Annotated in this window: 22 protein-coding genes and 1 pseudogene; 15 read left to right on the forward strand and 8 right to left on the reverse strand. The window is 67.5% G+C overall.

Features of this window, described 5'->3' with window-relative positions; all coding sequences use genetic code 11:
• The first annotated feature begins 187 nt into the window (after nucleotides 1-187).
• Nucleotides 188-934 (forward strand): aspartate/glutamate racemase family protein, encoded by a 747-nt coding sequence (locus IEW24_RS10720; RefSeq protein WP_188578287.1) that lies wholly within the window; start codon nucleotides 188-190, stop codon nucleotides 932-934.
• A 6-nt stretch (nucleotides 935-940) separates the two neighbouring features.
• Here the strand turns inward: IEW24_RS10720 and IEW24_RS10725 are convergent, their stop codons facing one another.
• Both IEW24_RS10725 and IEW24_RS10730 read right to left on the reverse strand, forming a co-directional pair.
• Nucleotides 941-1,669 carry a hypothetical protein gene (locus IEW24_RS10725; protein ID WP_188578289.1) on the reverse strand — a complete coding sequence of 243 codons (729 nt, stop codon included), beginning with the start codon at nucleotides 1,667-1,669 and terminating at the stop codon, nucleotides 941-943.
• Between the two features lie 195 nt (nucleotides 1,670-1,864).
• Nucleotides 1,865-3,430, reverse strand: coding sequence for a gamma-glutamyltransferase family protein (locus IEW24_RS10730; RefSeq protein ID WP_188578832.1), 1,566 nt, complete (start codon nucleotides 3,428-3,430; stop codon nucleotides 1,865-1,867).
• Between the two features lie 510 nt (nucleotides 3,431-3,940).
• On the opposite strand from IEW24_RS10730, the gene IEW24_RS10735 reads away from it, so the two are divergent.
• From IEW24_RS10735 to IEW24_RS10785, 11 genes are all read left to right on the forward strand, one after another.
• A complete protein-coding gene (locus IEW24_RS10735) occupies nucleotides 3,941-4,798 on the forward strand; it encodes a VOC family protein (protein WP_188578291.1) in 858 nt (285 codons plus the stop codon).
• Between the two features lie 87 nt (nucleotides 4,799-4,885).
• Nucleotides 4,886-5,899 carry a quinone oxidoreductase family protein gene (locus IEW24_RS10740; RefSeq protein WP_188578293.1) on the forward strand — a complete coding sequence of 338 codons (1,014 nt, stop codon included), beginning with the start codon at nucleotides 4,886-4,888 and terminating at the stop codon, nucleotides 5,897-5,899.
• A complete protein-coding gene (locus IEW24_RS10745) occupies nucleotides 5,896-6,342 on the forward strand; it encodes a PaaI family thioesterase (protein ID WP_188578295.1) in 447 nt (148 codons plus the stop codon). Before IEW24_RS10740 ends, IEW24_RS10745 begins: the two co-directional genes overlap by 4 nt.
• 242 nt (nucleotides 6,343-6,584) lie before the next feature.
• The gene (locus IEW24_RS10750; RefSeq protein ID WP_188578297.1) at nucleotides 6,585-8,192 is read left to right on the forward strand and encodes an ABC transporter substrate-binding protein; all 1,608 of its coding nucleotides are present in this window, start codon (nucleotides 6,585-6,587) and stop codon (nucleotides 8,190-8,192) included.
• A gap of 22 nt (nucleotides 8,193-8,214) precedes the next feature.
• Nucleotides 8,215-9,183 (forward strand): ABC transporter permease, encoded by a 969-nt coding sequence (locus IEW24_RS10755; RefSeq protein WP_188578299.1) that lies wholly within the window; start codon nucleotides 8,215-8,217, stop codon nucleotides 9,181-9,183.
• A gap of 121 nt (nucleotides 9,184-9,304) precedes the next feature.
• Nucleotides 9,305-10,135, forward strand: coding sequence for an ABC transporter permease (locus IEW24_RS10760; protein WP_210324190.1), 831 nt, complete (start codon nucleotides 9,305-9,307; stop codon nucleotides 10,133-10,135).
• Nucleotides 10,135-11,160, forward strand: a complete 1,026-nt coding sequence (locus IEW24_RS10765) for an ABC transporter ATP-binding protein (protein ID WP_188578300.1) — start codon at nucleotides 10,135-10,137, stop codon at nucleotides 11,158-11,160. Before IEW24_RS10760 ends, IEW24_RS10765 begins: the two co-directional genes overlap by 1 nt.
• A gap of 1 nt (nucleotide 11,161) precedes the next feature.
• Entirely contained in the window at nucleotides 11,162-12,169 is a 1,008-nt protein-coding gene (locus IEW24_RS10770; protein WP_188578302.1) for an ABC transporter ATP-binding protein, read from the forward strand.
• Nucleotides 12,156-13,727, forward strand: a complete 1,572-nt coding sequence (locus IEW24_RS10775; RefSeq protein ID WP_188578304.1) for a class I adenylate-forming enzyme family protein — start codon at nucleotides 12,156-12,158, stop codon at nucleotides 13,725-13,727. Before IEW24_RS10770 ends, IEW24_RS10775 begins: the two co-directional genes overlap by 14 nt.
• A 128-nt stretch (nucleotides 13,728-13,855) precedes the next feature.
• Nucleotides 13,856-14,194, forward strand: coding sequence for a hypothetical protein (locus IEW24_RS10780; protein ID WP_188578306.1), 339 nt, complete (start codon nucleotides 13,856-13,858; stop codon nucleotides 14,192-14,194).
• Nucleotides 14,195-14,406: 212 nt separating this feature from the next.
• Nucleotides 14,407-15,168, forward strand: coding sequence for an SDR family oxidoreductase (locus IEW24_RS10785; protein WP_188578308.1), 762 nt, complete (start codon nucleotides 14,407-14,409; stop codon nucleotides 15,166-15,168).
• Nucleotides 15,169-15,196: 28 nt separating this feature from the next.
• On the opposite strand, the gene IEW24_RS10790 is transcribed toward IEW24_RS10785, so the two are convergent.
• The 6 genes from IEW24_RS10790 to ltnD all read right to left on the reverse strand — a co-directional run bounded on the left by IEW24_RS10790 (nucleotide 15,197) and on the right by ltnD (nucleotide 19,960).
• Entirely contained in the window at nucleotides 15,197-15,910 is a 714-nt protein-coding gene (locus IEW24_RS10790) for an aspartate/glutamate racemase family protein (RefSeq protein ID WP_188578310.1), read from the reverse strand.
• Nucleotides 15,911-15,964: 54 nt separating this feature from the next.
• Nucleotides 15,965-16,723 (reverse strand): hypothetical protein, encoded by a 759-nt coding sequence (locus tag IEW24_RS10795; protein WP_188578312.1) that lies wholly within the window; start codon nucleotides 16,721-16,723, stop codon nucleotides 15,965-15,967.
• A gap of 184 nt (nucleotides 16,724-16,907) precedes the next feature.
• Nucleotides 16,908-17,072, reverse strand: coding sequence for a hypothetical protein (locus IEW24_RS10800; protein WP_188578314.1), 165 nt, complete (start codon nucleotides 17,070-17,072; stop codon nucleotides 16,908-16,910).
• A gap of 161 nt (nucleotides 17,073-17,233) precedes the next feature.
• Entirely contained in the window at nucleotides 17,234-17,701 is a 468-nt protein-coding gene (locus IEW24_RS10805; protein ID WP_188578316.1) for an Lrp/AsnC family transcriptional regulator, read from the reverse strand.
• A gap of 109 nt (nucleotides 17,702-17,810) precedes the next feature.
• On the reverse strand, nucleotides 17,811-19,097 hold the full coding sequence (gene otnK / locus IEW24_RS10810) for a 3-oxo-tetronate kinase (RefSeq protein ID WP_188578318.1): 1,287 nt from the start codon (nucleotides 19,095-19,097) through the stop codon (nucleotides 17,811-17,813).
• Nucleotides 19,094-19,960, reverse strand: coding sequence for an L-threonate dehydrogenase (ltnD, locus tag IEW24_RS10815; RefSeq protein WP_244644332.1), 867 nt, complete (start codon nucleotides 19,958-19,960; stop codon nucleotides 19,094-19,096). Before ltnD ends, otnK begins: the two co-directional genes overlap by 4 nt.
• Before the next feature lie 350 nt (nucleotides 19,961-20,310).
• Here ltnD and IEW24_RS10820 point away from each other — a divergent pair, with 350 nt between their 5' ends.
• The 3 genes and pseudogenes from IEW24_RS10820 to IEW24_RS10830 all read left to right on the forward strand — a co-directional run bounded on the left by IEW24_RS10820 (nucleotide 20,311) and on the right by IEW24_RS10830 (nucleotide 22,544).
• Entirely contained in the window at nucleotides 20,311-21,369 is a 1,059-nt protein-coding gene (locus IEW24_RS10820; protein WP_188578322.1) for a LacI family DNA-binding transcriptional regulator, read from the forward strand.
• A 13-nt stretch (nucleotides 21,370-21,382) separates the two neighbouring features.
• A pseudogene (gene otnC, locus IEW24_RS10825) lies at nucleotides 21,383-22,024 on the forward strand (3-oxo-tetronate 4-phosphate decarboxylase); the annotation flags it as partial.
• A 136-nt stretch (nucleotides 22,025-22,160) separates the two neighbouring features.
• Nucleotides 22,161-22,544 (forward strand): barstar family protein, encoded by a 384-nt coding sequence (locus tag IEW24_RS10830; RefSeq protein ID WP_188578325.1) that lies wholly within the window; start codon nucleotides 22,161-22,163, stop codon nucleotides 22,542-22,544.
• The last annotated feature ends 128 nt before the right edge of the window (nucleotides 22,545-22,672 follow it).

The raw sequence follows: 22,672 nt of genomic DNA on the forward strand, positions 1-22,672 counted from the left end.
ACGCCGCCCCGCGTCACCCCTCCCGTGCAGCCGCATGGGGAAAACGCCGGCCCTACGGCAAGGGAGTACGGCATGATGCGCTCCTATCGACAGCGCCCGCCCCGCCCTCTATGCAACGCGGCCTGACCCGGCACATGTGCCCCGAACACGCCGGTCCTCCGGTACAGACGCTTTCAAGGCCCTTCCCATGCGTATTCTTCTGGTCAATCCCAACACCTCGGCCGACATGACCGAGCGCATGGTGGCGACCGCCTCCGCCGTCCTTGATCCCGGCGTGGAACTGGTGGGCATCACCGCCACCCGCGGCATGCCCTATATCGCCAGCCGCGCCGAAGCGGCGGTGGCCGGCAGCCTGACGCTGGAGATGATCGCCGAGAACCAGCAGGGAGCGGATGCCATCGTCATCGCCGCCTATGGCGATCCCGGCCTCATCGCCGCCCGCGAGCTGTTCGACGTGCCCGTCACCGGCATGGCCGAAGCCGCCATGCTCACCGCCTGCATGCTGGGCCAGACCTTCTCCGTGGTGACATTCTCGCGCACGCTCACCGCCTGGTATGAGGATGCGGTGCGGCTGGCCGGGCTCGATGCCCGCTGCGCCGGCATTCGCGTGCCGGATGCCAGCTTCCAGTCGGTCGCCACCGTCCAGCACGAGCTGGAAGGCGAGCTGGTGAAGCTGATCGACGAGGTGGTGGCCCGCGACAAGGCGGATGTGGTGATCCTCGGCGGCGCGCCGCTCACCGGCCTTGCCGAGCGCATCGCCGACCGCGTGCCGGTGCCGCTGGTGGACCCGGTGAGCGCGGCCGTCGGGCAGGCGCAATTGCTCGCCCGCCTGAAGGTGCGCCCGGCCCGCGCCGGCCGCTTCGCCCGCCCCGGCGCCAAGCCGGCGGTCGGCCTCTCGCCGGCGCTCGGGGCATGGATCGAGCATCGCGACTGAGGGCACTCAGGGGGCGGCGGGGTCCGCTGCCGCCTTCTCCTTGTCCTCGCGCTCGATGAGGGCGCCCGCCCAGGCGTTGATCTGGAGGGCGACGTCCCGGCCCGGTTGCGGCAGCGCGGCGTGGGGGATGGCCAGCACCTCGCCGTGGAACACCAGCACCAGATGCTCCGGCTGGTCCACAGCCAACAGATAGCGCCGCCAGCCGAGGAAGACATCGTCGGTGCGGGTGCGGCAGCGCATGCCCTCGGGGCCGATGGTCACATGGCGCGGGCCGGCATAGGTCTGCTCGAACCACAAAAGGCTGGCGAAGCAACTGTCCTGATAGGCGCGGTTGAGGCCGTTGCCCGTGAAGCGGAGCACCAGCCAGATATCGAGCATCGCCAGCGGCAGGGGCAGGAACACCCAGAGCCCATCCGCGCTGCCGCCGATCACCGGCAGCGCCCAGATGCCGAGCGCATAGACGCACGCGCCCGAGAGCGCCGCATGGCCGGCATTATCGAAAATGGCCTTGCGCCAGTAGCGCCGCCACTTCCCTTCACCCAGCAGCCACTGCTCGTTCTCATAGGCCTGATGCTGCCGGCCGAGCTGGAAGTCGTCCTTCTGGGTGGCGTCGAAGTCGTAAGCGAAGGCGATGGGTGGGGCGTCGGGCGAGGCGGGGGTGGCGGAGACGTCCGTCTCGGTCTGTCCCGGTTCGGTCTGTCCCGGTTCGGGCTTTGCCGGTGGTTCGCTGCTCATCTGGCCTCGCTGGCTGCGCCGGTGCCGCGCCGGAACCGACTGCATGGAGCACGGCTTAGACCACGCTCCAGCTGACCCAATGCCGAACCGGCGTGCTTGTTCCCCGGCGCGGCCGGCCCCCGCCCGACAAAAAACGCCATGCCCGGCAGACCCGGACATGGCGCTTCATCAAGCTTTCCTGGATGTCCCGCAGGATCAGAAGGCGGCTGCCTGGCTGTCCTTGCGGCTGTCGCAGCCGGCCACGTAGCAGCCGTTGTCACCGCGCGCGATGAGCTGGGCCGAGCCGAAGGCGAACACCGCTTCCGGCGGATCCACCACGATCTCGTGGCCGAGCGCCTTCAGCCCTTCCAGCACTGCCGGGCCGGCGCTGGCCTCCACCGCCACCTTGCGGCCGGCCACCACGCGCCAGCGCGGGGCATCCGCCGCCGCCTGCGGGTTCTGCCTGTGGCGCAGCATGCGCAGCGCCATCTGGGTGTGCCCCTGCGCCTGCATCGGCCCGCCCATGACGCCGAACGACAGCAGCGGCTGGCCGGAATGGTCCATGGCGAAGCCGGGGATGATGGTCTGGAACGGGCGCTTGCGGGGCGCCACCTCATTGGCATGGCCCGCCTTCAGCACGAAGCCGGCGCCCCGGTTCTGCAGGCTGATGCCCGTGCCCGGCACCACCACGCCCGAGCCGAAGCCCATGTAGTTGGACTGGATGAAGGACACCATCATGCCCTTCTCGTCGGCGGCGGTCAGATACACCGTGCCCGCCTGACGCGGCGCGCCATAGGTGGGCAGACCAGCGGTTGAGCGATCGATCAGTTTCGCGCGCTCGGCCAGATAGGCGGGCTCCAGCAGCGATTTCGGGTCGATGTTCATGAAGGCCGGATCGGCCACATACTGGGCAAGGTCCGCCAGCGCCAGCTTGGTGGCCTCGAGCGCGAGATGGATGGCCTCGGGCGAATCCACATCGAGCCCGTCATCTCCGAGCGCCTCGAGGATGCCGAGGGTGATCAGGGTGGCGATGCCCTGCCCGTTCGGCGGCAGCTCGTGCACCACGCCTTCCGCGAACGGCGTGGACAGCGTCTCGACGAAATCGGCCTGATGGTTGCCGAGGTCGTCCAGCGTCATGTCGGCGCCATGCTCTTTCGCATGGGCGATCATCTTCTCGGCCAGTTCGCCGCGATAGAAGGCTTCGCCCTCGGTCTGGGCGATCAGCTCCAGCGAGCGCGCCATGGCCTCGCTGCGGAAGATCTCGCCCGCCTTCAGCGCCCGGCCATCGGGCAGGAAGCATTCGGCGAAGCCCGGCTGGCCGGAGAGCACCTTCTCCGCATTGGCCCAGAGCTTCGACACGGCCACCGACACCGGATAGCCGTAACGCGCATAACGGATAGCCGGCTCGGCGATCACCTCCAGCGGCAGCGAGCCGAACTTGCGCCACAGCGCGATCCAGCCGGACACCGCGCCGGGCACCGTCACCGCGTCCCAGCCACGCTCGGGCATCATGGCCCGGCCCTTGAAGCGCTCCGGCGTCCAGGCGGCGGGGGAGCGGCCGGAGGCGTTGAGGCCGTGCAGGGCCGAACCGTCCCACAGGATGGCGAATCCGTCCGAGCCGAGGCCGTTGCCCGAAGGCTCCACCACCACCAGCGTCATGGCGGCGGCGATGGCGGCATCCACCGCATTGCCGCCGCGCGCCAGCATGGACAGGCCCGCCTGCGCGGCCAGCGGCTGCGAGGTGGAAACGATGTTGCGACCGAGCACCGGCTGGCGCGCCATCAGGTAGGATTTTTGATAGTCGAACGAGGAAAGGTCCACGAGGCTGCCTCATGCGGGGCGCGCTGCCGGTCACGGCGCGCAGTGTCGGAATACGTGGCATCCGCCGAAACAACGGACAGGAACAGGGCTTCAAGGATTGGCCCTGCGCCGCGCGAAGCGCACGATACGAGCCTGCTTCCCGACGCACAATCGCTTGCAGCGTGCGCTTGAAATCTCATGCTCGCATGCGACCCTGAGCGGAAAATTCCATGCTCACGATCGGCGCAAAGGGCGGCATATTCCTTCACAAAAGGTCGGGGCTTGGCCGAACTTTGCAATGTTTTTTCGCCGCTTCGCCCGTCTAATTGGATGACCCGAACGGAAACCAGATTTTCGACGTGGAAATATACCTCCCCGTCAATTTTTCGGGAAAAATGAATTTCCCACCTTTTATATGTCTTATATCGTTATATAACTGCCAAAGGCTTCCTGCGCCGGCTACCGCCGGTTGCGCATCAAGGAGATGAGGCTGTGTCCGACGCTGCGAATGCCCTCCCCGGCCCCGTCCTGGACCATGTGGTGGTGAATGTGATGGATCAGCTGGATCCCGCGCTCGCCGCCTACGAGAAGCTCGGCTTCCTGATGACGCCGCGCGGCCATCACTCGCTGGGCTCGGCCAACAATCTCTCCATCTTCACCACCGATTATCTGGAGCTGCTGGGCTTTGAGCCCGGCAAGAACACCAATCGCGCCGATCTGTGGAAGCATCCGCCCGGCCTCACCGGCCTCGTCTTCAAGCCCGGCGATCCGGACGCGCGCTATACGGACCTTCAGAAGCGCGGCGTGCCCGTGGACCCGCCGGCGGAATTCACCCGCCCCGTGGATGTGCCCGGCGGCCCGAAGGACGCCCATTTCCGCGTGCTGCGCATCGGCGCCGACGAGGTGCAGAACGGCCGCACCTTCTTCTGCCACCACTACACGCCCGAGCTGGTGTGGCAGCCCGAGATGCAGACCCAGCCCAACGGCGTGACCGGCGTGGCGGAATTCGTCATCGCCTCCACCGATCCGACGCGCACCGGCGGCATCTATGAGCGCATGTTCGGCCCCGGCCTGCTGCAATCGGTCTATGGCGGCGTTGCCTTCCGGGCCGGCGTGCCGGTGGTCCAAATCCTCACCCCCGAGGCCATCACCGCCAAGTTCGGCATCGCGCCGGAACTCGGCCCCGACGGCACCGACCACATGGTGGCGCTGGTCTATGGCACCAGCTCCGTGGAACAGGCCAAGGAAGAACTGGCGAAGAATGGCGTGCCCTTCGGCCCCTATGGCGCGGGCATCCTGGTGGCCCCGGCGCATGCGGCCGGCGTCATCACCGCCTTCGTCCCCGTCTGAGGGCGCCGCTTATTCGACCGGCGGCACCGCCGCCGGGTCGCAAGCAAGAGCTGAACCAACCGGACAATGACAAGAAAAGGGGACCTTATGCGTGCCGTCGTAATGCGGGAACATGGCGGGCTGGACAAGCTCGTGCTCGAAGCCGACTTCCCCACCCCGACCGCGGGGCCGGGCGAAGTGCTGCTGCGGGTGCGCGGCGCCTCGCTGAACTATCATGACGTGTTCACCCGTCGCGGCATGCCCGGCATCAAGATTCCCATGCCCCTCGTCATCGCGCTGGACGTGGCCGGCGAGATCGTCGCGCTGGGCGAAGGCGTTTCCGGCTGGTCCAAGGGCGACCGGGTGCTGGTGGACCCCATCAACCGCGTGGAAGGCGGCCTGATGGGCGAGACCCAGAATGGCGGCCTCGCCGAATATTGCGTCGCCAAGGCGCACCAGCTGTTCAAGATCCCCGATGGCATCAGCTTCGAGCAGGCGGCGGCCCTGCCCGTCGCCTATGGCACCGCCTATCGCATGATGGTGGCGCGCGGGCAGGTGAAGGCCGGCGAGAAGGTGCTGATCCTGGGCGCCTCGGGCGGCGTGGGCATCTGCTGCGTGCAGCTGGCCAAGCTGGCCGGCGCCTATGTGATCGCGTGTGCCGGCTCGAAGGAAAAGGGCCAGCGGTTGCTGGACATCGGCGCCGACGAAATTATTTACTACCAGGAAGAAGATTTTCTGAAGGTTGTGCAGGAACGTCACGGCAAGGCCAGCCGTCGCCGCAGCCAGAAGGGTGGCGGCGTGGACGTGGTGGTGAACTTCACCGGCGGGGAAACCTGGGTGAAGTCGCTGCGGACGCTGCGTCTTGGCGGCCGTCAGCTGACCTGCGGGGCGACCGCCGGCTTCAGCCCGCCGGAAGACCTGCGCTACATCTGGACCTTCGAGCTGGAGATCAAGGGCTCCAACGGCTGGGAGCCGGAGGATGTGGTTTCGCTGCTGGAGCTTGTGGGTTCGGGCAAACTGAAAGCTGTGGTGGACAAGACTTACGCGCTGGAGGACGCTGCGGAAGCCCTCCGTGTGATCGAGGATCGCGAAGTGATCGGCAAGGTGGTTGTGACGCCATGAGTGACGTGAAAGCAAGCGATGTAAAAGAAGCCCCCAAGACCCTCGATGCCGCTGGCATCCAGGCCTATCTGGATGGCTCACCCTGCATCGCCTTTTCGGGCCTCACGGTCACATCTGTCGATCATGATAAGCAGGAACTCACCATGCGCTGCCCCATGCGCCCGGAATTTGAACGGCGCGCGGGTACCAAGCAGTGGCATGGCGGTCCTCTGGCGTTCGTCATCGACACGGTGGGTGATTTCGCGGTGGGCATGATGGTGGGCCGTGGGCTCCCCACCATGAACTTCCGGGTGGATTATCTCCGTCCGGCCATCGACACGGATCTGATCGTCGTCGCCAAGGTCCGGCGGCTTGGCAAGACCGTCGGCATCGCCGACGTGGACGTTTTCAACGAGGCGGGAGCGCTGCTGGCCATCGGCCGCGCCGCTTACGCCACCCAATGATCGCCCATCCGGCACGCCCCCCAGCGGTTTGCCGGGCCCGTTAGGACCGGCGCCGGGTTCGCTTGCTGCGGCCCCGGCGCCGAGCACTCCCGCCGGATCAGCCGGGCTGCAACGACGGCCCGCCCCCGGCGCGGAAAAGACAATATAATTCAAATATATAATTCAAAAACGACCGGACCTTAGGGATAACGAGGAGGATCTACCAGATGAGGCCCATGACCAGCATAAGGTAGAACTGACCAATGATATCCAGGCGTCATTTCCTGACCACCACCGCCGGCGTCGCCGTTGCGGCTGGCCTGCCTTTGTCCGCCTTCGCGCAGGGCGCCGCGACCGCGACTCCGAAACGCGGCGGCACGCTGACGGCCACCTGGGGCGGCTTCGAGCCGCAGGCGCTTTTCGTGCCCCCGGGCGGCGGCTCCAGCCCCTATTTCACCTCCACCAAGGTTCTCGAGCGCCTTCTGCGTCTCGACACGTCGCTGAACTTCCAGCCGGTTCTGGCCACCGAAGTGACCCCCGCGGCGGACTTCAAGAGCTACACCATCAAGCTGCGCCCCAATGTGACGTGGCATGACGGCAAGCCGTTCACCGCCGACGATGTGGTCTACAACGCCCTCTCCTACTGGAAGCCGGTCTCCGCCGGTCTGGCGCTGAAAGCCCTCACCGGGGCCGAGGCGGTGGACCCGCTCACCGTGAAGCTCACCTTCAACACCACGGTGCCGGAGTTCTTCCTCAAATCCGTGCTGGCGGGCAAGGCGGGCCTCGTCATCCCGAAGCACCTCTATGACGGCAAGGAACTGCTCACCAACCCGGCCAACAACCTGCCCGTGGGCACCGGCCCGTGGAAGGTGAAGGAGTGGGTGCGCGGCTCGCACGTGGAGATGGAGCGCTTCGACAAGTATTGGGACGCCGGCAAGCCCTATGCGGATCGCCTGGTGATCCGCTGGTGGCGTGACCCCGCCTCCCGCTCGGCCGCCTTCGAGGCGGGCCAGCTGGACATCGGCTGCTTCAACCCGATCCCGGCTCCGGACATCAAGCGCCTTGAGGCGACGAAGAAGTTCGTCTCCACCACCAAGGGCTATGAGAACTCGGCCTGGATCGCCAGCATCGAGTTCAACGGCCGCCGCGACATCACCAAGAACGTCGCGGTGCGGCAGGCGCTGATGCATGCCATCGACCGCGAGTTCATCGCCGACACCATCTATTTCGGCCTCGCCAAGCCGGCCACCGGCTTCATCCCGTCCAGCAACGCGCTGTTCTACACCAAGGACGTGGAGCAGTATCCGTTCGACGTGGAGCTGGCGGCCAAGAAGCTGGATGCGGCGGGCTACCCGCTGAAGGGCAAGACGCGCTTCAAGATCTCGCTGGTCGCGGCCGGCTGGTTCGAGGAGAACGTCAAGCTCGGCCAGTATCTGAAGCAGGCTCTGGAGGACGTGGGCGTCGAGGTGGACCTCGCCATTCCCGACCGCGCCACCTCGCTGAAGCGCATCTATGGCGATTACGATTACGACATCGCCATCTCCAACAATTCCGGCCCGGTCGAGCTGGTGCCCTACTGGACGCAGTTCGTGACCACGGACGGCATCGTGAAGGGCGCGGCGTTCCGCAATGCCAACGGCTTTTCGGACCCGAAGATGGACACGCTGGTGGAGAACCTCGCCACCAACACCGACCCGGCCAAGCGCAAGGCGCTTGCCGTCGAGTTCCAGCAGACCGTGGCCAAGCAGTTGCCGATCACCGCTCTGGTGGACATCAACTCGGTGACGGTGGCCCGCTCGGACGTGCGCGATCATTCGCAGGACGCCGACTTCATGGGCGAAAGCTGGTCCCGCGTCTGGCTTGATCGCTGAGCCGTAGGGAGAGAGAGACGCCATGCGCCGCATTCTCCTGCGCCGTTTCGCACAGATCATCCCCCTCATCCTGGGGGTGATCGTGCTCAACTTCGCACTGATCCAGATGTCGCCGGGAAGCTTCCTGGATGTCATGACCGCTGAGCAGCAGGTCAGCGACCCGGCGATGATCGAGCGCATGCGCGTTCTCTACGGCATGGACAAGCCGGTCGTCGTCCAGCTGCTGAAATACATCTGGTCCGTGATGACCCTGGATTTCGGCTACTCCTACCGCCAGAACGAGACCGTTCTGGCGGTAATCGGCCAGGCTTTGCCTGCCACCGTCATCCTGATGCTGGCCTCCATCGCCATCGCGCTGCTCATCGGCGTGCTGGCCGGCGTCATCGCCGCGGTGAAGGTCAACACCATCTGGGACAACCTGATCTCGGTCGGCGCGGTGTTCTTCTTCGCCGCGCCCACCTTCTGGCTCGGCATCATGCTGATGATCGTGTTCTCGGTGCGCCTCGGCTGGCTACCGGTGGGCGGCATGCGGGACATCGGCGTGGACCATGGCGTCTTCGGCGATGCGCTGGACGTGATGCGGCATCTGGCGCTGCCCGCGCTCTCGCTCGGGCTGTTCTACGCCGCCATGTACACCCGCGTCATGCGCGCCTCCATGCTGGAGGTGTTCCGGCACGATTTCGTGCGCACCGCGCGGGCCAAGGGCCTGTCGGGCGCGCAGGTGGTGCTGCGCCACGTGTTCCGCAACGCGCTGCTGCCGGTGGTGACGCTGCTGGGCCTCCAGCTCGGCACCGTGCTCGGCGGCTCGGTGGTCATCGAGACGGTGTTCTCCTGGCCGGGCATCGGCTCGCTGATGCTCGACAGCGTGATGAGCCGCAACTATCCGGTGGTGCTGGGCGTGCTGGTGCTGTCCTCGCTCATCGTGGCGGTGGCCAATGCGCTGGTGGACATCGCCTATTTCCGCCTCGATCCCCGCATCCGGGCCCGGTGAGGAGGACGCCATGTCCATGACAAGCACCGCCTCCCCCGCCGTCACCGCCCCTACGGAAACCGTGACGCCGCCCGCCGCCATCACCCCCGTGGTGCTGTCGGGCAAACGGCGCGCGCCCTTCATCGACTTCGTCCTGCGCTTCGCGCGCAACCGGGCGGCGCTGGTGGGGCTGCTGCTGGTGGTCATCCTGATCGCGGTGGCCCTCGCCGCGCCCTATTACTATCCGCGCGATCCGCTGCGCATCGTGGGCCGGCCGGAGCTGTGGCCGTTCGCCAATCCGCGCTTCCCGCTGGGCACGGACTCGCTCGGCCGCGACATCGCCGCCGTGGTCGCCCATGGCGCGCGCACCACGCTGATGATCGGCCTGTTCGCCAGTCTGACCGCCACCATCATCGGCGTGAGCGTCGGCGCCACCGCCGCCTATTTCGGCGGCTGGGTGGACGAGGTGCTGATGCGCGTCACCGAGCTGTTCCAGACGGTGCCCAACATCATCTTCATCCTCACCGTGGTGGCTGTGCTGGGCCAGAACATCACCAACATCACCATCGCGGTGGGCGTTGTGAGCTGGACCGCCATCGCCCGTATGACCCGCGCCGAATTCCTCTCGCTCCGCGACCGCGAATTCGTGCAGGCGTGCCGGGCCATGGGCATGGGCAACATCCGCATCATGCTGGGCGAGATCCTGCCCAATGCGCTGCCGCCGGTGATCGTGCTGTCCTCGCTCGTGGTGGCGAGCGCGGTGCTGTTCGAAAGCTCGGTCTCCTTCCTCGGCCTCGGCGATCCCAACGTGGCCAGTTGGGGAGGCCTCATCGGGCAGGGGCGCACGCTGATCCGCTCCTCCTGGTACATCTGCGCCGTTCCCGGCCTTGCCATCATGCTCACCGTGCTGGCGCTCAACCTCGTGGGTGACGGTCTCAACGACGCCCTCAACCCGAAGCTGAGGGACCGCTGATGCTGGCTCTGACCGAAGACAAGCGGCCCCAGCCCGGCCGCGATGCCGGGCCGCTGCTGAGCGTGGACGAGATCGAGGTCACGCTCTTCACCCGCGCTGGCAAGCTCACCGCCGTGGACCGCCTCTCGCTGGAAGTGAAATCCGGCGAGACGCTGGCCATCGTGGGCGAGAGCGGCTGCGGCAAGTCCATCTCGGCGCTGGCGCTCATGGGCCTGCTGCCGTGGCCGCCGGCCAAGCTCACCCACGGCAAGGTGGTGCTGGAGGATCGCGACCTCGCCCGCCTTTCGGAGCGGGAGATGCAGGACGTGCGGGGCAAGGACCTCGCCATGATCTTCCAGGATCCCATGAGTTCGCTCAACCCGGTGCTGACGGTCGGCGAGCAGATCGTGGAAGTGATCGCCCGCCACGACCCCGCTTCCCGCAAGGCCATGCGCGAGCGCGCTCTTGAGCTGATGCGCAAGGTGAAGATACCGGACGCGGAGCGGCGCTTCGGCGACTATCCGCACCAGCTCTCCGGCGGCATGAACCAGCGCATCGTCATCGCCATGGCCATCGCCTGCCAGCCCAAGCTCCTGATCGCCGACGAGCCCACCACCGCGCTCGACGTGACCATTCAGGCGCAGATCCTCGAACTGATGAAAGACCTTCAGGCCGAGACCGGCATGGGCCTCATCATCATCACCCATGATCTTGGCGTGGTGGCCGAAACCGCCGACCGCGTGCTGGTGATGTATGCCGGCCGCAAGGTGGAGGAAGGCACGGTGGACACCGTGTTCGACGAACCCCTGCACCCCTATACGCGCGGCCTCATGGGCGCGACGCCCTCGGCCACCGACCAGCCGCACGGCCGCCTCTCCGAGATCCCCGGCAGCGTGCCGGCGCTGGCAGCCCTGCCGGTGGGCTGCGCCTTCAACAACCGCTGCCCCTCGGCGTTCGAGCGCTGCTTCGCGGAGCGGCCCGTCCTCACCCGTCCCGCCGCCGGGCGTCAGGTCGCGTGCTTTGCCGTTCAGCAGGAAGGAGCCTGACATGTCGATCCTCTCGGCGCGCAGCCTCTCCGTGCGCTTTGAAACGCCGCGCGGCACCCTGCAGGCGGTGAACGACGTCAGCCTCGACGTGAACGAGCGCGAGACGGTGGGTCTCGTGGGCGAGAGCGGCTGCGGCAAGTCCACGCTGGGCAAGGCGCTCATGCGCCTCGTGCCGGCGGCGGAGGGGCGCATCTTCGTCAGCGGACAGGACATCACCCGCCTCGGCTCGAAGGCCATCGCCGCCATCCGCTCCGACGTGCAGATGATCTTTCAGGACCCCTACGGCTCGCTGAACCCGCGCCATACGGTGGGCAAGATCATCGGCCAGCCGCTCTCGGTGGCCGGCTGGAAGCGGGCCGACATCAAGGCCCGCGTCTGCGAGCTGGTGGACAAGGTTGGCCTGCCGCAGGCGGCGCTCGACCGCTTCCCGCATGAATTCTCCGGCGGCCAGCGCCAGCGCATCGGCATCGCCCGCGCGCTGGCGCTGAACCCCAAGGTGGTGATCTGCGACGAGCCGGTCTCGGCTCTCGACGTCTCCGTGCGGGCGCAGGTCATCAACCTCATGAAGGACCTTCAGGCGGAGACCGGCGTCTCCTTCCTGTTCATCTCCCATGACCTCTCGGTGGTGGAGCACATCTCCGACCGGCTGCTGGTCATGTATCTCGGCCGCGTGGTGGAGAGCGGCAAGGCGGCGGACATCTGGCCCGCCCCCGCCCATCCCTATACGGCGGCGCTGCTGGCGGCAGCCCCCGTCGCCAACCCCAAGCTGGCGCGCAGCCGCACCCGGAAGACCCTGCAGGGCGAGTTGCCGAGCCCGCTCAATCCGCCACAGGGTTGCGCCTTCCACACCCGCTGCCCCATCGCGCAAGCCCGATGCCACGAGGAGCGCCCGCTGCTGCGCTCCATCGAAGGCCATGCGGGCCGGCAGGTGGCCTGCCATTTCGATCTTGTGACCCACCAGAAGACGCCGGATCTCGCGGCGACGGAAACCAGCTATGTCAGTGCTTGAAGCCCCCGTGACGGCCGTCCCTCTTGGTCCGCAGACCCGCTGGACCAATCTCGGCGACCTGATCGACCGCACCGCCGACCTCTCCCGCCCGGCCCTGATCGACCTCTCCACGCCCACCCCCCGCCAGTACAGCCACGCCGAGGTGGACGGCCTCGCCAACGGCGTCGCCCGCTTCCTCACCGACCGCGGCCTCAAGCGCGGCGACCGGGTGGCCATCCTCTCGCTGAACCGGGCTGAGTATCTGATCAGCTTCCTCGGCATCATGCGCGCCGGATTCGTGGCCGTGCCGGTCAATGTGAAGCTGCCGCAGGAGACGGTGGACTATGTGCTCGCCGACGCGGATGCCCATTTCGCCTTCGTGGACAAGGGCGGGCGCGCGTTCGTGGAGGGCAAGCTGCCGTTCGCCGAGTTTGACGATGCGGGCGAGACCGGCTTTGCGGCGGTGATCAAGCCGACCACGTTCGAAACCGTGGCGATGAACGACACCGACATCGGCCAGATGCTCTACACCTCCGGCTCCACCGGCAAGCCGAAGGGCGTTCCGCTCTCCCATCGCGGCCAGCTCTGGGCGCTGTTCATGCGCACCCAGAACGGCAAGACGCAGCCCACCGAGCGCGTCATGATCGCCCAGCCGCTGTTCCACATGAACGGCCTGTTCTCGGCCAAGAGCGCGTTCGCCACGACCGCCTCCATCGTGCTGATGCCGGGCTTCGACGTGCGCCCCTATGTGAAGGCCATCTCCGACTGGAAGGTCACGGCGCTCGGCTCCGTGCCCACCATGTTCGCCCGCATCGTCAAGGATGCGGACTATGTGCGCACGCTCGACACCACCTCGCTGAAGCGCATCATGATGGGCTCGGCCCCGGTCACTCTGGCGCTGTTCGAGCGGGTGAAGGAGCTGTTCCCCAACGCCGTCATCGCGCTGGGCTTCGGCACCACGGAAGCGGGACCTGCCATCTTCGGCCCGCATCCGGACGGCCGCCCGACGCCTCCCGGCTCGCTCGGCTACCCCGTGCCGGGCAGCGAGGTGAAGCTGATCGAGGCCAGCGACTTCCCCGATGGCTCGCAGGAGGGGGTGCTGATGATGCGCAACCCCTCGCTCATGTATGGCTATCACGGTTTGCCGGCGCAGACCGCCAAGGCCCTGCGCGACGGCTGGTACTATTCCGGCGACGTGCTGCGCCGGGACAAGGACGGATTCTATTATTTCGTGGGCCGCGCCGACGACATGTTCGTCTGCTCGGGCGAGAACATCTATCCGGTGGAAGTGGAGAAGATGCTGGAGCGTCACGCCGACGTGCAGCAGGCGAGCGTCGTGCCGCTGCCCGACGAGGAGCGCGGCCAGATGCCGGTGGCCTTCATCGTCGCCCGCCCCGGCGCCCATCCCACCTATGGCGAGCTGAAGACGTTTTCGCTCGCCAACGGCCCCGCCTACCAGCATCCGCGCCGGGTGGAGTTCGTGGACGATTTGCCGTGGGCCGGCACCAACAAGGTGGACCGCAAGGCCCTCATCGCCCGCGCCCGCGAGCTGGAGGCGAGCGGCGGCTGGTCGAAATAAGCCCTTGATCAGCTCTCCTTGAAACGTCATGCCCGGGGCAAGCCCGGGCATGACGGGGATGCACTGTTACCGGCAAAGGCGGCTTTCGACCCGTTGCGGACGCTCAAGCCTCGTGGTTTCATAGCCAGATGACAATCACCCGAAAGCTCAACGAGGACGAGTTCAGCGCCTGCTTCGCTCATCCCATGAGCAACGTGACGGAAGATGACGATGCGGTCATAGATATATGGCCGTATGTCGAAGCGATAGACTTGGACGATCTCGTCATTACGTCCCTCAATGACGTTCATCACGTCTATCGTGACGCGCATGGACGCTACGATCAGGTGCTCATCGGCACCGAACGCCGCAATGTCTTTCTCGTGATCGTCGTTGATTTACAGGCGCAAACCGTTTTCGGGCATGTGCTGCTCGATCTGAACAAGGAATATGGCGTCAGCGGCGGCCATCCGCGCACCGTCACCTGACCACCCCTTCACGGAACCCGGCGGGTCAGCCTGGATCGCGACCTTGAGCAATTGCCGGCCCCGGATCACACCCGCCCCGGGGATGACGGGCCCTTTTGCCTGAGCCTGCGTCCCCGTCCTTTGATCGTGGGAGACAACCTCTTCCCATCAAGCCTCCGCCACCAGCCTTCCACCCATCCCCCAAGCCTCCACACAGCAGCGAGCTTCGTCTCATGAGCCAGGACCTGTCGGGTAAGATCGCCCTCGTCACCGGCGCCAGCCGGGGCATCGGCCGCGCCATCGCGCTGGCGCTGGCGGCGCGCGGCGCCACCATCGGCGTGCACTATGCCACCGGCGCCGACAAGGCCGCCGAAACGCTGGCCGCGATCGAGGCCGCCGGCGCCGCCGGCTTCCTCGTCGCCGCCGACCTCTCGGGCGCGCAGCCGTGGGAGAGCGTCACCGCCCAGCTCAGGACCGAGCTGAAGGCGCGCGGCGCCGAAAAGTTCGACATCCTCGTGAACAATGCCGGCGTCTCCAAGCGCCTCGCCATCGAGGAGGTGGACGAGGCCGAGTTCGACCGCGTGCTCACTGTGAACCTGAAGGCGCCCTTCTTTCTGATCCAGTCGCTGGCGCCGCTGCTCAATGACGGCGGGCGCATCGTCAACATCTCGTCCATGGGCACGCGGGCGGCCTATCCCTTCATGGCCACCTACGCCCCCTCCAAGGCCGGGCTGGAGGCGCTGACCAAGCTGCTGGCGGTGCATTACGGCCCGCGCGGCATCACCGTGAATGCCGTCATGCCCGGCGCCACCGCCACCGACATGAACGCCGTCTCCCGCGACCCCAACGTGCGCGCCGCCACCGCGAAAACCATCGCGCTCGGCCGCGTGGGCGAGCCGGAGGACATCGCCCGTGTGGTGGCCTTCCTGGCCTCGCCGGACGGCGGCTGGGTGACGGGCCAGATCATCGACGCCAGCGGCGGCCAGCGGCTCTGAGGGGCGCCTCGCTCAATCCATAAAGCGCTCAGGCGGCGCGGCTGCCCGCCGCTCCGTCGAGGGCGAAGGCCACGGCGGCCTCCACATGGATGTCGGCGCTGTCGAAGCCGGGCAGCGCGAGGGCGTCCGGATCGAGGATCATGCCCAGTTCGGTGCAGCCGAGGATCAGGCTGTCCGCGCCCTCAGCCTGCGCCGCACCGATCAGGCCGACCAGCACCTCGCGCGAGGCATCCAGCACCTTTCCGGCGCACAGTTCGTTGAAGATAATGTCATGCGTGAGGGTGCGCCCCGCCTCGTCGGGCACCATCACCTCGATGCCGTGGCCGGCCATGCGCGCCTGATAGAAACCCTGCTCCATGGTGTAGCGGGTGGCGAGCAGCAGCGGCCTGCGGCAGCCCGCCGCCTTCAGGCGCTCGGCGGTGGCGTCGATCACATGGATCAGCGGCACCGACACCGCTGCCGCCACGGCGGGGGCGACGAGATGCATGGTGACGGCGCAGATCAGCACACTCTCCGCACCGGCCTGTTCGAGGCCGCGGGCGGCATCGGCGAGATACCGGCCGGCCTCGTCCCAGCGGCCGGCCTTCTGCATGTCCACGATGAGCTGGAAATCCACCGAGCGCATGAGGATGTCGGCGGAGTGATTGCCGCCCAGACGGTCGCGCACCGCCTCATTGATCTTCCGGTAGTAGATGACCGAGCTTTCGAAGCTCATTCCGGCGATCAATCCGAGCTTGCGCATATGTCCCTCGCCTTCAGTCCCTGATCCTGCCGCAGCTATAGCACGGGGCAGGCCCTACCCCATCCCCTCCAGCCGGCACAGATGCAGCCGGTCCTCGCTCCACACCGCCATCTGCGTGCCGTGGAAGGCGAGGCCCACCTTGCCGGGCTTCAGCTCGCCGAGGGACTGTTTCGGGGTCAGCGACAGTTGCCCGAACGGCTTGGCCGCACCGGGCCGGAAGAAGGCGACCTTGTTGGTCTTCGCCAGCCGCACCGCTTCATAAGCGTCATCGCCGCTGAACAGCAGCGCCCCCTCCGGCCGCTCCTGAATGTCGCGCAGTTCGAAGCCCGGCGGCGCCGGGGAAGGCGGCGGTTCGCTCCTGCGGCCGAACAGGCTCTTGAGGAAGCCGCCACCTTGCGGCGGCGCCGGCGGTTCCGGCTTCGTGAGGCCATAGGTGGCGACGAGATTGGTCTGGAAGGCCGGGCCGTGGTTGAGCATGGTGGCGGTGCCGCCCCGCGTCACGCAGGCCACCCGGTCGCCGGCACCGTGGATGGCGTGGATGAGCGGCGTCTCATGCAGGCTGAAGGTGCGCTCGGTCCAGCGGTCGAGCACGTCCGCCTCCTCCATCTGCCGGAAAGCCCCCACCCAGTGCAGCGCATCCCCGCGCCGTTCCAGCCGCGCCAGATAGCGCCCGCCGCGCTGGTAGAAATTGTCCGAGAACAGCGCCACCGCCGCCCCGTCGCGCAGCGGTTCCAGATGCAGCAGGCTGGGCTGGCGCCGGTGCGGGTCGGCCAGCACCATGGGGTCGGCGTCGAAATGAGCGGGATTGGCCACCGGCAGGACGTCGGGCGGGCCGCCGGCCAGATCGCCCGCCAGATCGCCCGCTAAGTCCGGCCAGACCAGACAGCTCTCTCCGCAGAACAGCGCCAGCCGGCCGTCGAGGCGGAACCAGCGGCGCTCGCCCCGTTGTGGAGCCGGCGCAGCAATGTCGCTCTTGAGCCGCCTTATCGAGACGATGTCACCGGATGCAGCGTTGACGACGGCAACGCCACTTTTCTTCTGGAAATCTTACGGAGAGAAGAAGACGTTTCGCATCGTGAAACACCACCGAGCGGATGCGCTCGAACCGGCCCTCGGCCGCGATGTGCACTGCGATGCTGGACGAAAGGGTCGTTCCGGTCATGCCGCCTCCGTCTGTTGCGTGGGCCGGATGAGGGAATAGCCATGGGATGGCCTGAAACGGCCGCGAAGGACAATGGGATTACGCCGAGATACGTCCGGACGAGAATAATTTTGCGCTACATCTGGATAATGTACTCGCCGGCATAGCGGCGCGGGCTACCGTCATTTCAGCATGTAGCTGGTTGGCACGGCGGTGGTGAACTTCATCTCTTCCATGGCCAGCGAGGACGAGAGGTTGGAGAACTCCAGCCGCGAGATGAGGCGCTTGTAGACCGCATCATAGGTATCAATATCCGGCACCACAAGGCGCAGCAGATAGTCGGTCTCGCCGGTCAGGCGCCAGGCCTCGACGATCTCGGGAATGTCGGAGATGACGCGACGGAAGGCTTCCAGCCACTCCATGGCGTGGCGCGGAGCCTTCACGGAGACGAAAACGGTGAGCGGCACATTGGCCTTGCGGCGATCCAGCAGCGCCACGCGCTTCAGGATGACGCCGTCGTCTTCGAGCTTCTTGATCCGGCGCCAGCAGGGCGTCGGGCTCAGCCCCACGCGGTCCGCGATCGCGGCGGCCGACATCAGCGCGTCTTCCTGAAGAAGGTCGAGGATCCGGCAGTCAATGGCGTCGGGCAACGGTCCTCTCCTGAGAAAGCGGTCGCGCAAAGGATGGGCCTTTTAGCACAAACATTGCGCCAAGGCCCATGGCCATTGAACCACACGCGCAGGAAAAGGATAGCTCGCTCTATGGTTGCATGGCAGCGACGGCGGCGGCGAAGAAGTCCGGACCGCCGAAATTGCCGGACTTCAGCGCCAGCAGCATGGCCGGCGCGTGATCCACCGTGCGCAGCAGCGGCACGCCGGCCGCGATCTCCCGCCCGATGGCGAAGGCGGCAAGGCCCAGCCGGTCCACGCAGGCCCCCGACGTCTCCCCGCCCGCCACGATGAGCCGCCGCACGCCAGCCTCCACCAGCCCCTCGGCCAGACGCGCGGAGGCCTGCTCGATGGCATGGCCGGACGCCTCCCGCCCATAACGCGCCTGCAGGGCGGCCACCTGATCCGGCGTGCCGCTGGCGGCGATGAGCACAGGAGTGCCCTCCAGCTTCGGCCGCGCCCAATCCAGCGCGGCGACGATGGCTGCGTCCGGCGCCGTGACCAGCTGTTCGGGATCCAGCCGCAGCACGGGCATGATGGCTTCGGCACGGGCGATCTGCTCCAGCGTCGCCGCCGAGCAGCTGCCGGCGATGGCGGCGACGGCACCGGCGACCGGCGCGCCCGTGGCGGCGTCCGATCCGCCGCTTACGCCCTGCGCCACCAGCGCGCGGGCAAGGCCGAGGCCGAGGCCCGAGGCGCCGACGGAAAGGGGCGCCTCCAGCGCCACCAGCCCCAGCGTCTCCAGATCGCGCTCGAACACCGCATCGGCGATGGCGGCCCCTGTTCCCGCCTGCGCCAGCGCGCCAAGGCGGGCCCGCACCGCCTCCGCGCCCTGCACCACGGTGGCGAGGTCCACCAGAGCGACGCCGGCCTGCGATTGCCGGGCGAGCACGCGCACGAGGCTGGAATCCGTCATGGGATTGAGCGGATGATCCTTGAGCGGGCTTTCATTCAGCGGCACGCCGTTCACGAACAGATTGCCGAAATAGACCGTGCGCCCGGTCTCCGGAAAGGCGGGGGTGACGAGCACCGGCCACTGCCCGGCCTCCGGCCCGAGATCGCCGCGCAGCGCATCCAAGACCTGGCCGATATTGCCGGCATCGGTGGAATCGAAGGTGGAGCAGATCTTGAACAGGATGTGCCGCGCCCCCTGCCTCTTCAGCCAGTCCCGCGCCGCCTGCGACTGCGCCACCGCATCAGCGGCCGGGATGGAGCGGCTCTTGAGCGCCACCACCACCGCATCCACATCGGACAGGACAAGGTCCGGCGCGGGCACGCCGATGGTCTGCACGGTGCGAAGGCCCGCCTTGGTGAGCGTGTTGGCGAGATCGGAAGCGCCGGTGTAATCGTCGGCGATGGCCCCAAGCCTGATGCTCATTTGCCCGCTCCCGGCAGAGTGACGCCGGACATGCCGGCATAAAGGCGCGCAAGCGAACTGTCGTCGTCCCGCCCCATGCCCGCGCCGGATGCGCCGAGATAGAGCTGGAGCGCGGCGGCGGCCAAAGGCACCGGATAGCGGGCGGTGCGGGCCATATCCTGCACGATGCCCAGATCCTTCACGAAAATCTCCACCGCGCTGAGCGGCGTATAATCACCGGCCAGCACATGGGGCATGCGGTTCTCGAACATCCAGCTGTTGCCCGCCGAGGCGGTGATCACCTCATAGACCTGCGCGAGGTCCAGCCCCTGCTTCGCGGCGAAGGTGATGGCCTCGCAGGCGGCCGCGATATGCACGCCGGCCAGCAACTGGTTGATCATCTTGAAGGCCGCGCCGGTGCCGGCCTCGTCCCCCAGCCGATAGAGCTTCGCGGACATGGCGTTGAGCGCCCCTTCCGCAGCCGCGAATGCCTCCGGCCGGCCGGAGGCGAGAATGGTCAGCTCCCCCTTGGCCGCCCGCGCGGCGCCGCCGGAAATGGGTGCGTCGAGATAGAGCCGCCCCATGCCCTCCAGCCGGGCCGCCAGCGCGCGGGCCCGCGCCGGGTCCATGGTGGCGCAGGAGAGGAAGACCGCCCCTTCGGGCATGGCCTCGGCCACCCCGCCGGGGCCGAACAGCACCGCTTCCGTCTGGTCCGCATTCACCACCACGCACACCACCACGGCGGCGCCTGCCGCCGCCTGCGCCGGGCGCGCGGCGGCGGTGCCACCCCCGGCCTCAAGGCGCGCGAGAGCGTCGGACGAAAGGTCAGCCCCGGTGACGGCGAAACCGGCGGCCAGCAGGCTCTGCGCCATGCCGAACCCCATGGCGCCGAGGCCGATCACCGCCACCTGCGGCTGGCCGCGCGCGGCGCCGGGCCTGTTGTCCTGTGGGGCCTGCTGCGGGGCATTCTGCTGCGGGTCGCGCGCCGGCGCGCCCGGCGCCGTGCCGCCGGTGCCTGTCTCAACCGTCATGGCCTGCCCTTCCCGTGTTCCGTCCCGTATGTCTGGCTTTGGGTGCCGTTTCCGGCTCCCTTTGGGCGCGCTTTGGCAGCGCTGCCATCCCGTAGCCTATCCCTTCCCCAAATCGTTTCAAGCCTTCCATGGCAGCGCTGCCGGAGATCCTTGCGCGCGGCGGCGCGAGATGGGACAGTCCGGCCCGAACCGGCTCCGGGATCATGAGCGAGCGCCGGACAGGTTGGGAAGGAAACATCCGCGTGGACGACCGCGTGCCCCGCCCGCCCGCCGCGACACTCGCGGATGTGGCCGCTGCCGCCGGCGTCGGCGAGAGCACGGTGTCGCGCGTGCTGCGCAGCCACGGCTCCTTCTCCCCCAAGACCCGCGAACGGGTGATGGCCGCCGCCGCGCGCCTCGGCTATGTGCCGAACCGCATCGCCGGCACGCTGGCCTCCTCCGGCTCGAAGCTGGTGGGCATCGTCATTCCCTCGCTGGCCAATATCGTGTTCCCCGATGTGCTGCGCGGCGCCAGCCAGTCGCTGGAGGCGGACGGCTACCAGCCGGTGATCGCGGTCTCGGAATATGATCCGCTGCGCGAGGAGCAGAGCATCGCCGCCATGCTGGCGTGGCGGCCGGCGGCGCTCATGGTGGCCGGGCTGGAGCACACGGCGCAGGCCCGCGCGCTCATGGCCTCCTCCGGCACCCGCATCATCGAGCTGATGGACCTCGACGGCCCCTCCATCCATCTGGCGGTGGGTTATTCCAATCTGGAGGTGGGCCGGGCCAGTGCCCGCCATCTGCTGGCGCGCGGCTACCGGCGCATCGCCTATGTGGGCCATGATCTGGCCGCCGATACCCGCGCCGCCAAGCGCCTCGCCGGCTTCGAGCAGGTGCTGCGCGAACAGGGCCTCGCGCTTCAGGATCGCGAGACGGTCGCCGCGCCCACCTCCGTGGAGGCCGGACAGGCAGGTCTTGAGCGCGTGCTCGCCCGCGCGAAAGGTGTCGAGGCGGTCTATTTCTCCAATGACGACATGGCCTTCGGTGGCTATTTCCTGTGTCTGTCGCGGGGCATCGTCCTGCCGGAGAAGCTGGCGCTGTTCGGCTTCAACGGCCTTGCCATCGGCCGGGTGCTGCCGCAGCCGCTCTCCACCATCCGCACGCCGCGGGTGGAGATCGGGGCCGCCGCCGCCCGCCTCGCGGTGGCGCCCTTCACCTGCGATCCGCCGCCGGATCCGCGCCTCGACCTCGGCTTCGAACTGGTGCCCGGCGGCACCGCCTGAGACTGGACATGTCATGACCTCTGAGACCGCGCTCCGCGAGGACATCTGCCGCTTCGCCCGCTCCCTGTTCGAGCGCGGGCTGACCCCCGGCTCATCAGGCAACATCTCCGTCCGGCTGGAGGATGGCGGCTGGCTGGTGACGCCCACCAACGCCTCGCTGGGCCATCTCGACCCTGCCCGCCTGTCGCGGCTGGATGCGGACGGCAACCTGCTCTCCGGTGACAAGCCCACCAAGGAGATCCCGCTGCATGGCGCGCTCTATGACACCCGCGCCTCGGCCCGCGCGGTGGTGCATCTGCACTCCACCCATGCGGTGGCGCTCACCATGCTGCCGGAGATCGACCCGCGCTCGGCTTTGCCGCCGCTCACCCCCTATTATCTGATGCGCGCCGGCCAGACGGCGCTCGTACCCTATTACCGGCCGGGCGACCCGGCGGTGGCAGACGCCATCAAGGGGCTGGCGGGGAAGTACAGTTCCGTTTTGCTCTCCAACCACGGGCCGGTGGTGGCGGGCGAGAGCCTTGAGGCGGCAGTGTTCGCCACCGAGGAGCTGGAGGAGACGGCGAAGCTCTATCTCCTCACCCGCAACGTGAACCCGCGTTATCTGACGCGCGCCCAGGTGGACGATCTGGTCTCCACCTTCAAATGCGAGATCGCCGACGAGGACGCACTGGACAAGCAGTGCCGCGCCGACGACTGCCCGGCGCACGGCTTCGGCTTTCTGAGCGGACGCGGGCGGGAGCCGGTGGAGGACTGAGCAGCCGCGCCACCCCTCCCGCAACGATACGCCCATGCTCCCCATCAGACCCATGGCCGAGGCGGCGGCGCACGCGCTGACGGCGAGCCGCGACACCATTGTCATCGACCTCGCCGGCACGACGACCGCGCAGGAGGCTCTTGTGCGCATCGGCAGGGTGCTGAAGGGCGCCGACAGCCCGCTCATCGCGGGCCGGTCGCTGGATGCCTTTCAGGATGTGGTGTCGGACTGGATGCTGGAGAACATCCACCATCGCCGGCATGTCACGCTGATCCACGCCGAGGCACTGCGGCGCATCGACAAGGCGCTGCTGCCTGAGATCGCCGCATGCCTCGACGAGGCGCGCGCACTGGCTATCCGCCACAGCCCCGACGCCATGGCGGTGAAGGACAATATCGTCATCCGCATCTTCGCCTGACAGGACGCCGCGCCCGGCGCCGGCCGGAAGGTGCCCCTCCCGACCAAGTCATATTGCAGTGCAACACGCTTCTATTCTTGGTCGCCGATTCTATTTCAAATGACGAAATCATCGCAGATGCAACAGGC

Source organism: Azorhizobium oxalatiphilum (genome assembly GCF_014635325.1).
GTDB classification, from domain to species: domain Bacteria; phylum Pseudomonadota; class Alphaproteobacteria; order Rhizobiales; family Xanthobacteraceae; genus Azorhizobium; species Azorhizobium oxalatiphilum.

Coding starts and splice junctions, on each gene's coding strand:
- IEW24_RS10720 (WP_188578287.1), top strand. CDS start 188: ATGCGTATTCTTCTGGTCAATCCCAACACCTCGGCCGACATGACCGAG.
- IEW24_RS10725 (WP_188578289.1), bottom strand. CDS start 1,669: ATGAGCAGCGAACCACCGGCAAAGCCCGAACCGGGACAGACCGAACCG.
- IEW24_RS10730 (WP_188578832.1), bottom strand. CDS start 3,430: ATGGCGCGCCAGCCGGTGCTCGGTCGCAACATCGTTTCCACCTCGCAG.
- IEW24_RS10740 (WP_188578293.1), top strand. CDS start 4,886: ATGCGTGCCGTCGTAATGCGGGAACATGGCGGGCTGGACAAGCTCGTG.
- IEW24_RS10745 (WP_188578295.1), top strand. CDS start 5,896: ATGAGTGACGTGAAAGCAAGCGATGTAAAAGAAGCCCCCAAGACCCTC.
- IEW24_RS10750 (WP_188578297.1), top strand. CDS start 6,585: ATGATATCCAGGCGTCATTTCCTGACCACCACCGCCGGCGTCGCCGTT.
- IEW24_RS10755 (WP_188578299.1), top strand. CDS start 8,215: ATGCGCCGCATTCTCCTGCGCCGTTTCGCACAGATCATCCCCCTCATC.
- IEW24_RS10765 (WP_188578300.1), top strand. CDS start 10,135: ATGCTGGCTCTGACCGAAGACAAGCGGCCCCAGCCCGGCCGCGATGCC.
- IEW24_RS10770 (WP_188578302.1), top strand. CDS start 11,162: ATGTCGATCCTCTCGGCGCGCAGCCTCTCCGTGCGCTTTGAAACGCCG.
- IEW24_RS10775 (WP_188578304.1), top strand. CDS start 12,156: ATGTCAGTGCTTGAAGCCCCCGTGACGGCCGTCCCTCTTGGTCCGCAG.
- IEW24_RS10780 (WP_188578306.1), top strand. CDS start 13,856: ATGACAATCACCCGAAAGCTCAACGAGGACGAGTTCAGCGCCTGCTTC.
- IEW24_RS10785 (WP_188578308.1), top strand. CDS start 14,407: ATGAGCCAGGACCTGTCGGGTAAGATCGCCCTCGTCACCGGCGCCAGC.
- IEW24_RS10790 (WP_188578310.1), bottom strand. CDS start 15,910: ATGCGCAAGCTCGGATTGATCGCCGGAATGAGCTTCGAAAGCTCGGTC.
- IEW24_RS10800 (WP_188578314.1), bottom strand. CDS start 17,072: ATGACCGGAACGACCCTTTCGTCCAGCATCGCAGTGCACATCGCGGCC.
- otnK (WP_188578318.1), bottom strand. CDS start 19,097: ATGAGCATCAGGCTTGGGGCCATCGCCGACGATTACACCGGCGCTTCC.
- ltnD (WP_244644332.1), bottom strand. CDS start 19,960: ATGGGGTTCGGCATGGCGCAGAGCCTGCTGGCCGCCGGTTTCGCCGTC.
- IEW24_RS10820 (WP_188578322.1), top strand. CDS start 20,311: ATGAGCGAGCGCCGGACAGGTTGGGAAGGAAACATCCGCGTGGACGAC.
- IEW24_RS10830 (WP_188578325.1), top strand. CDS start 22,161: ATGCTCCCCATCAGACCCATGGCCGAGGCGGCGGCGCACGCGCTGACG.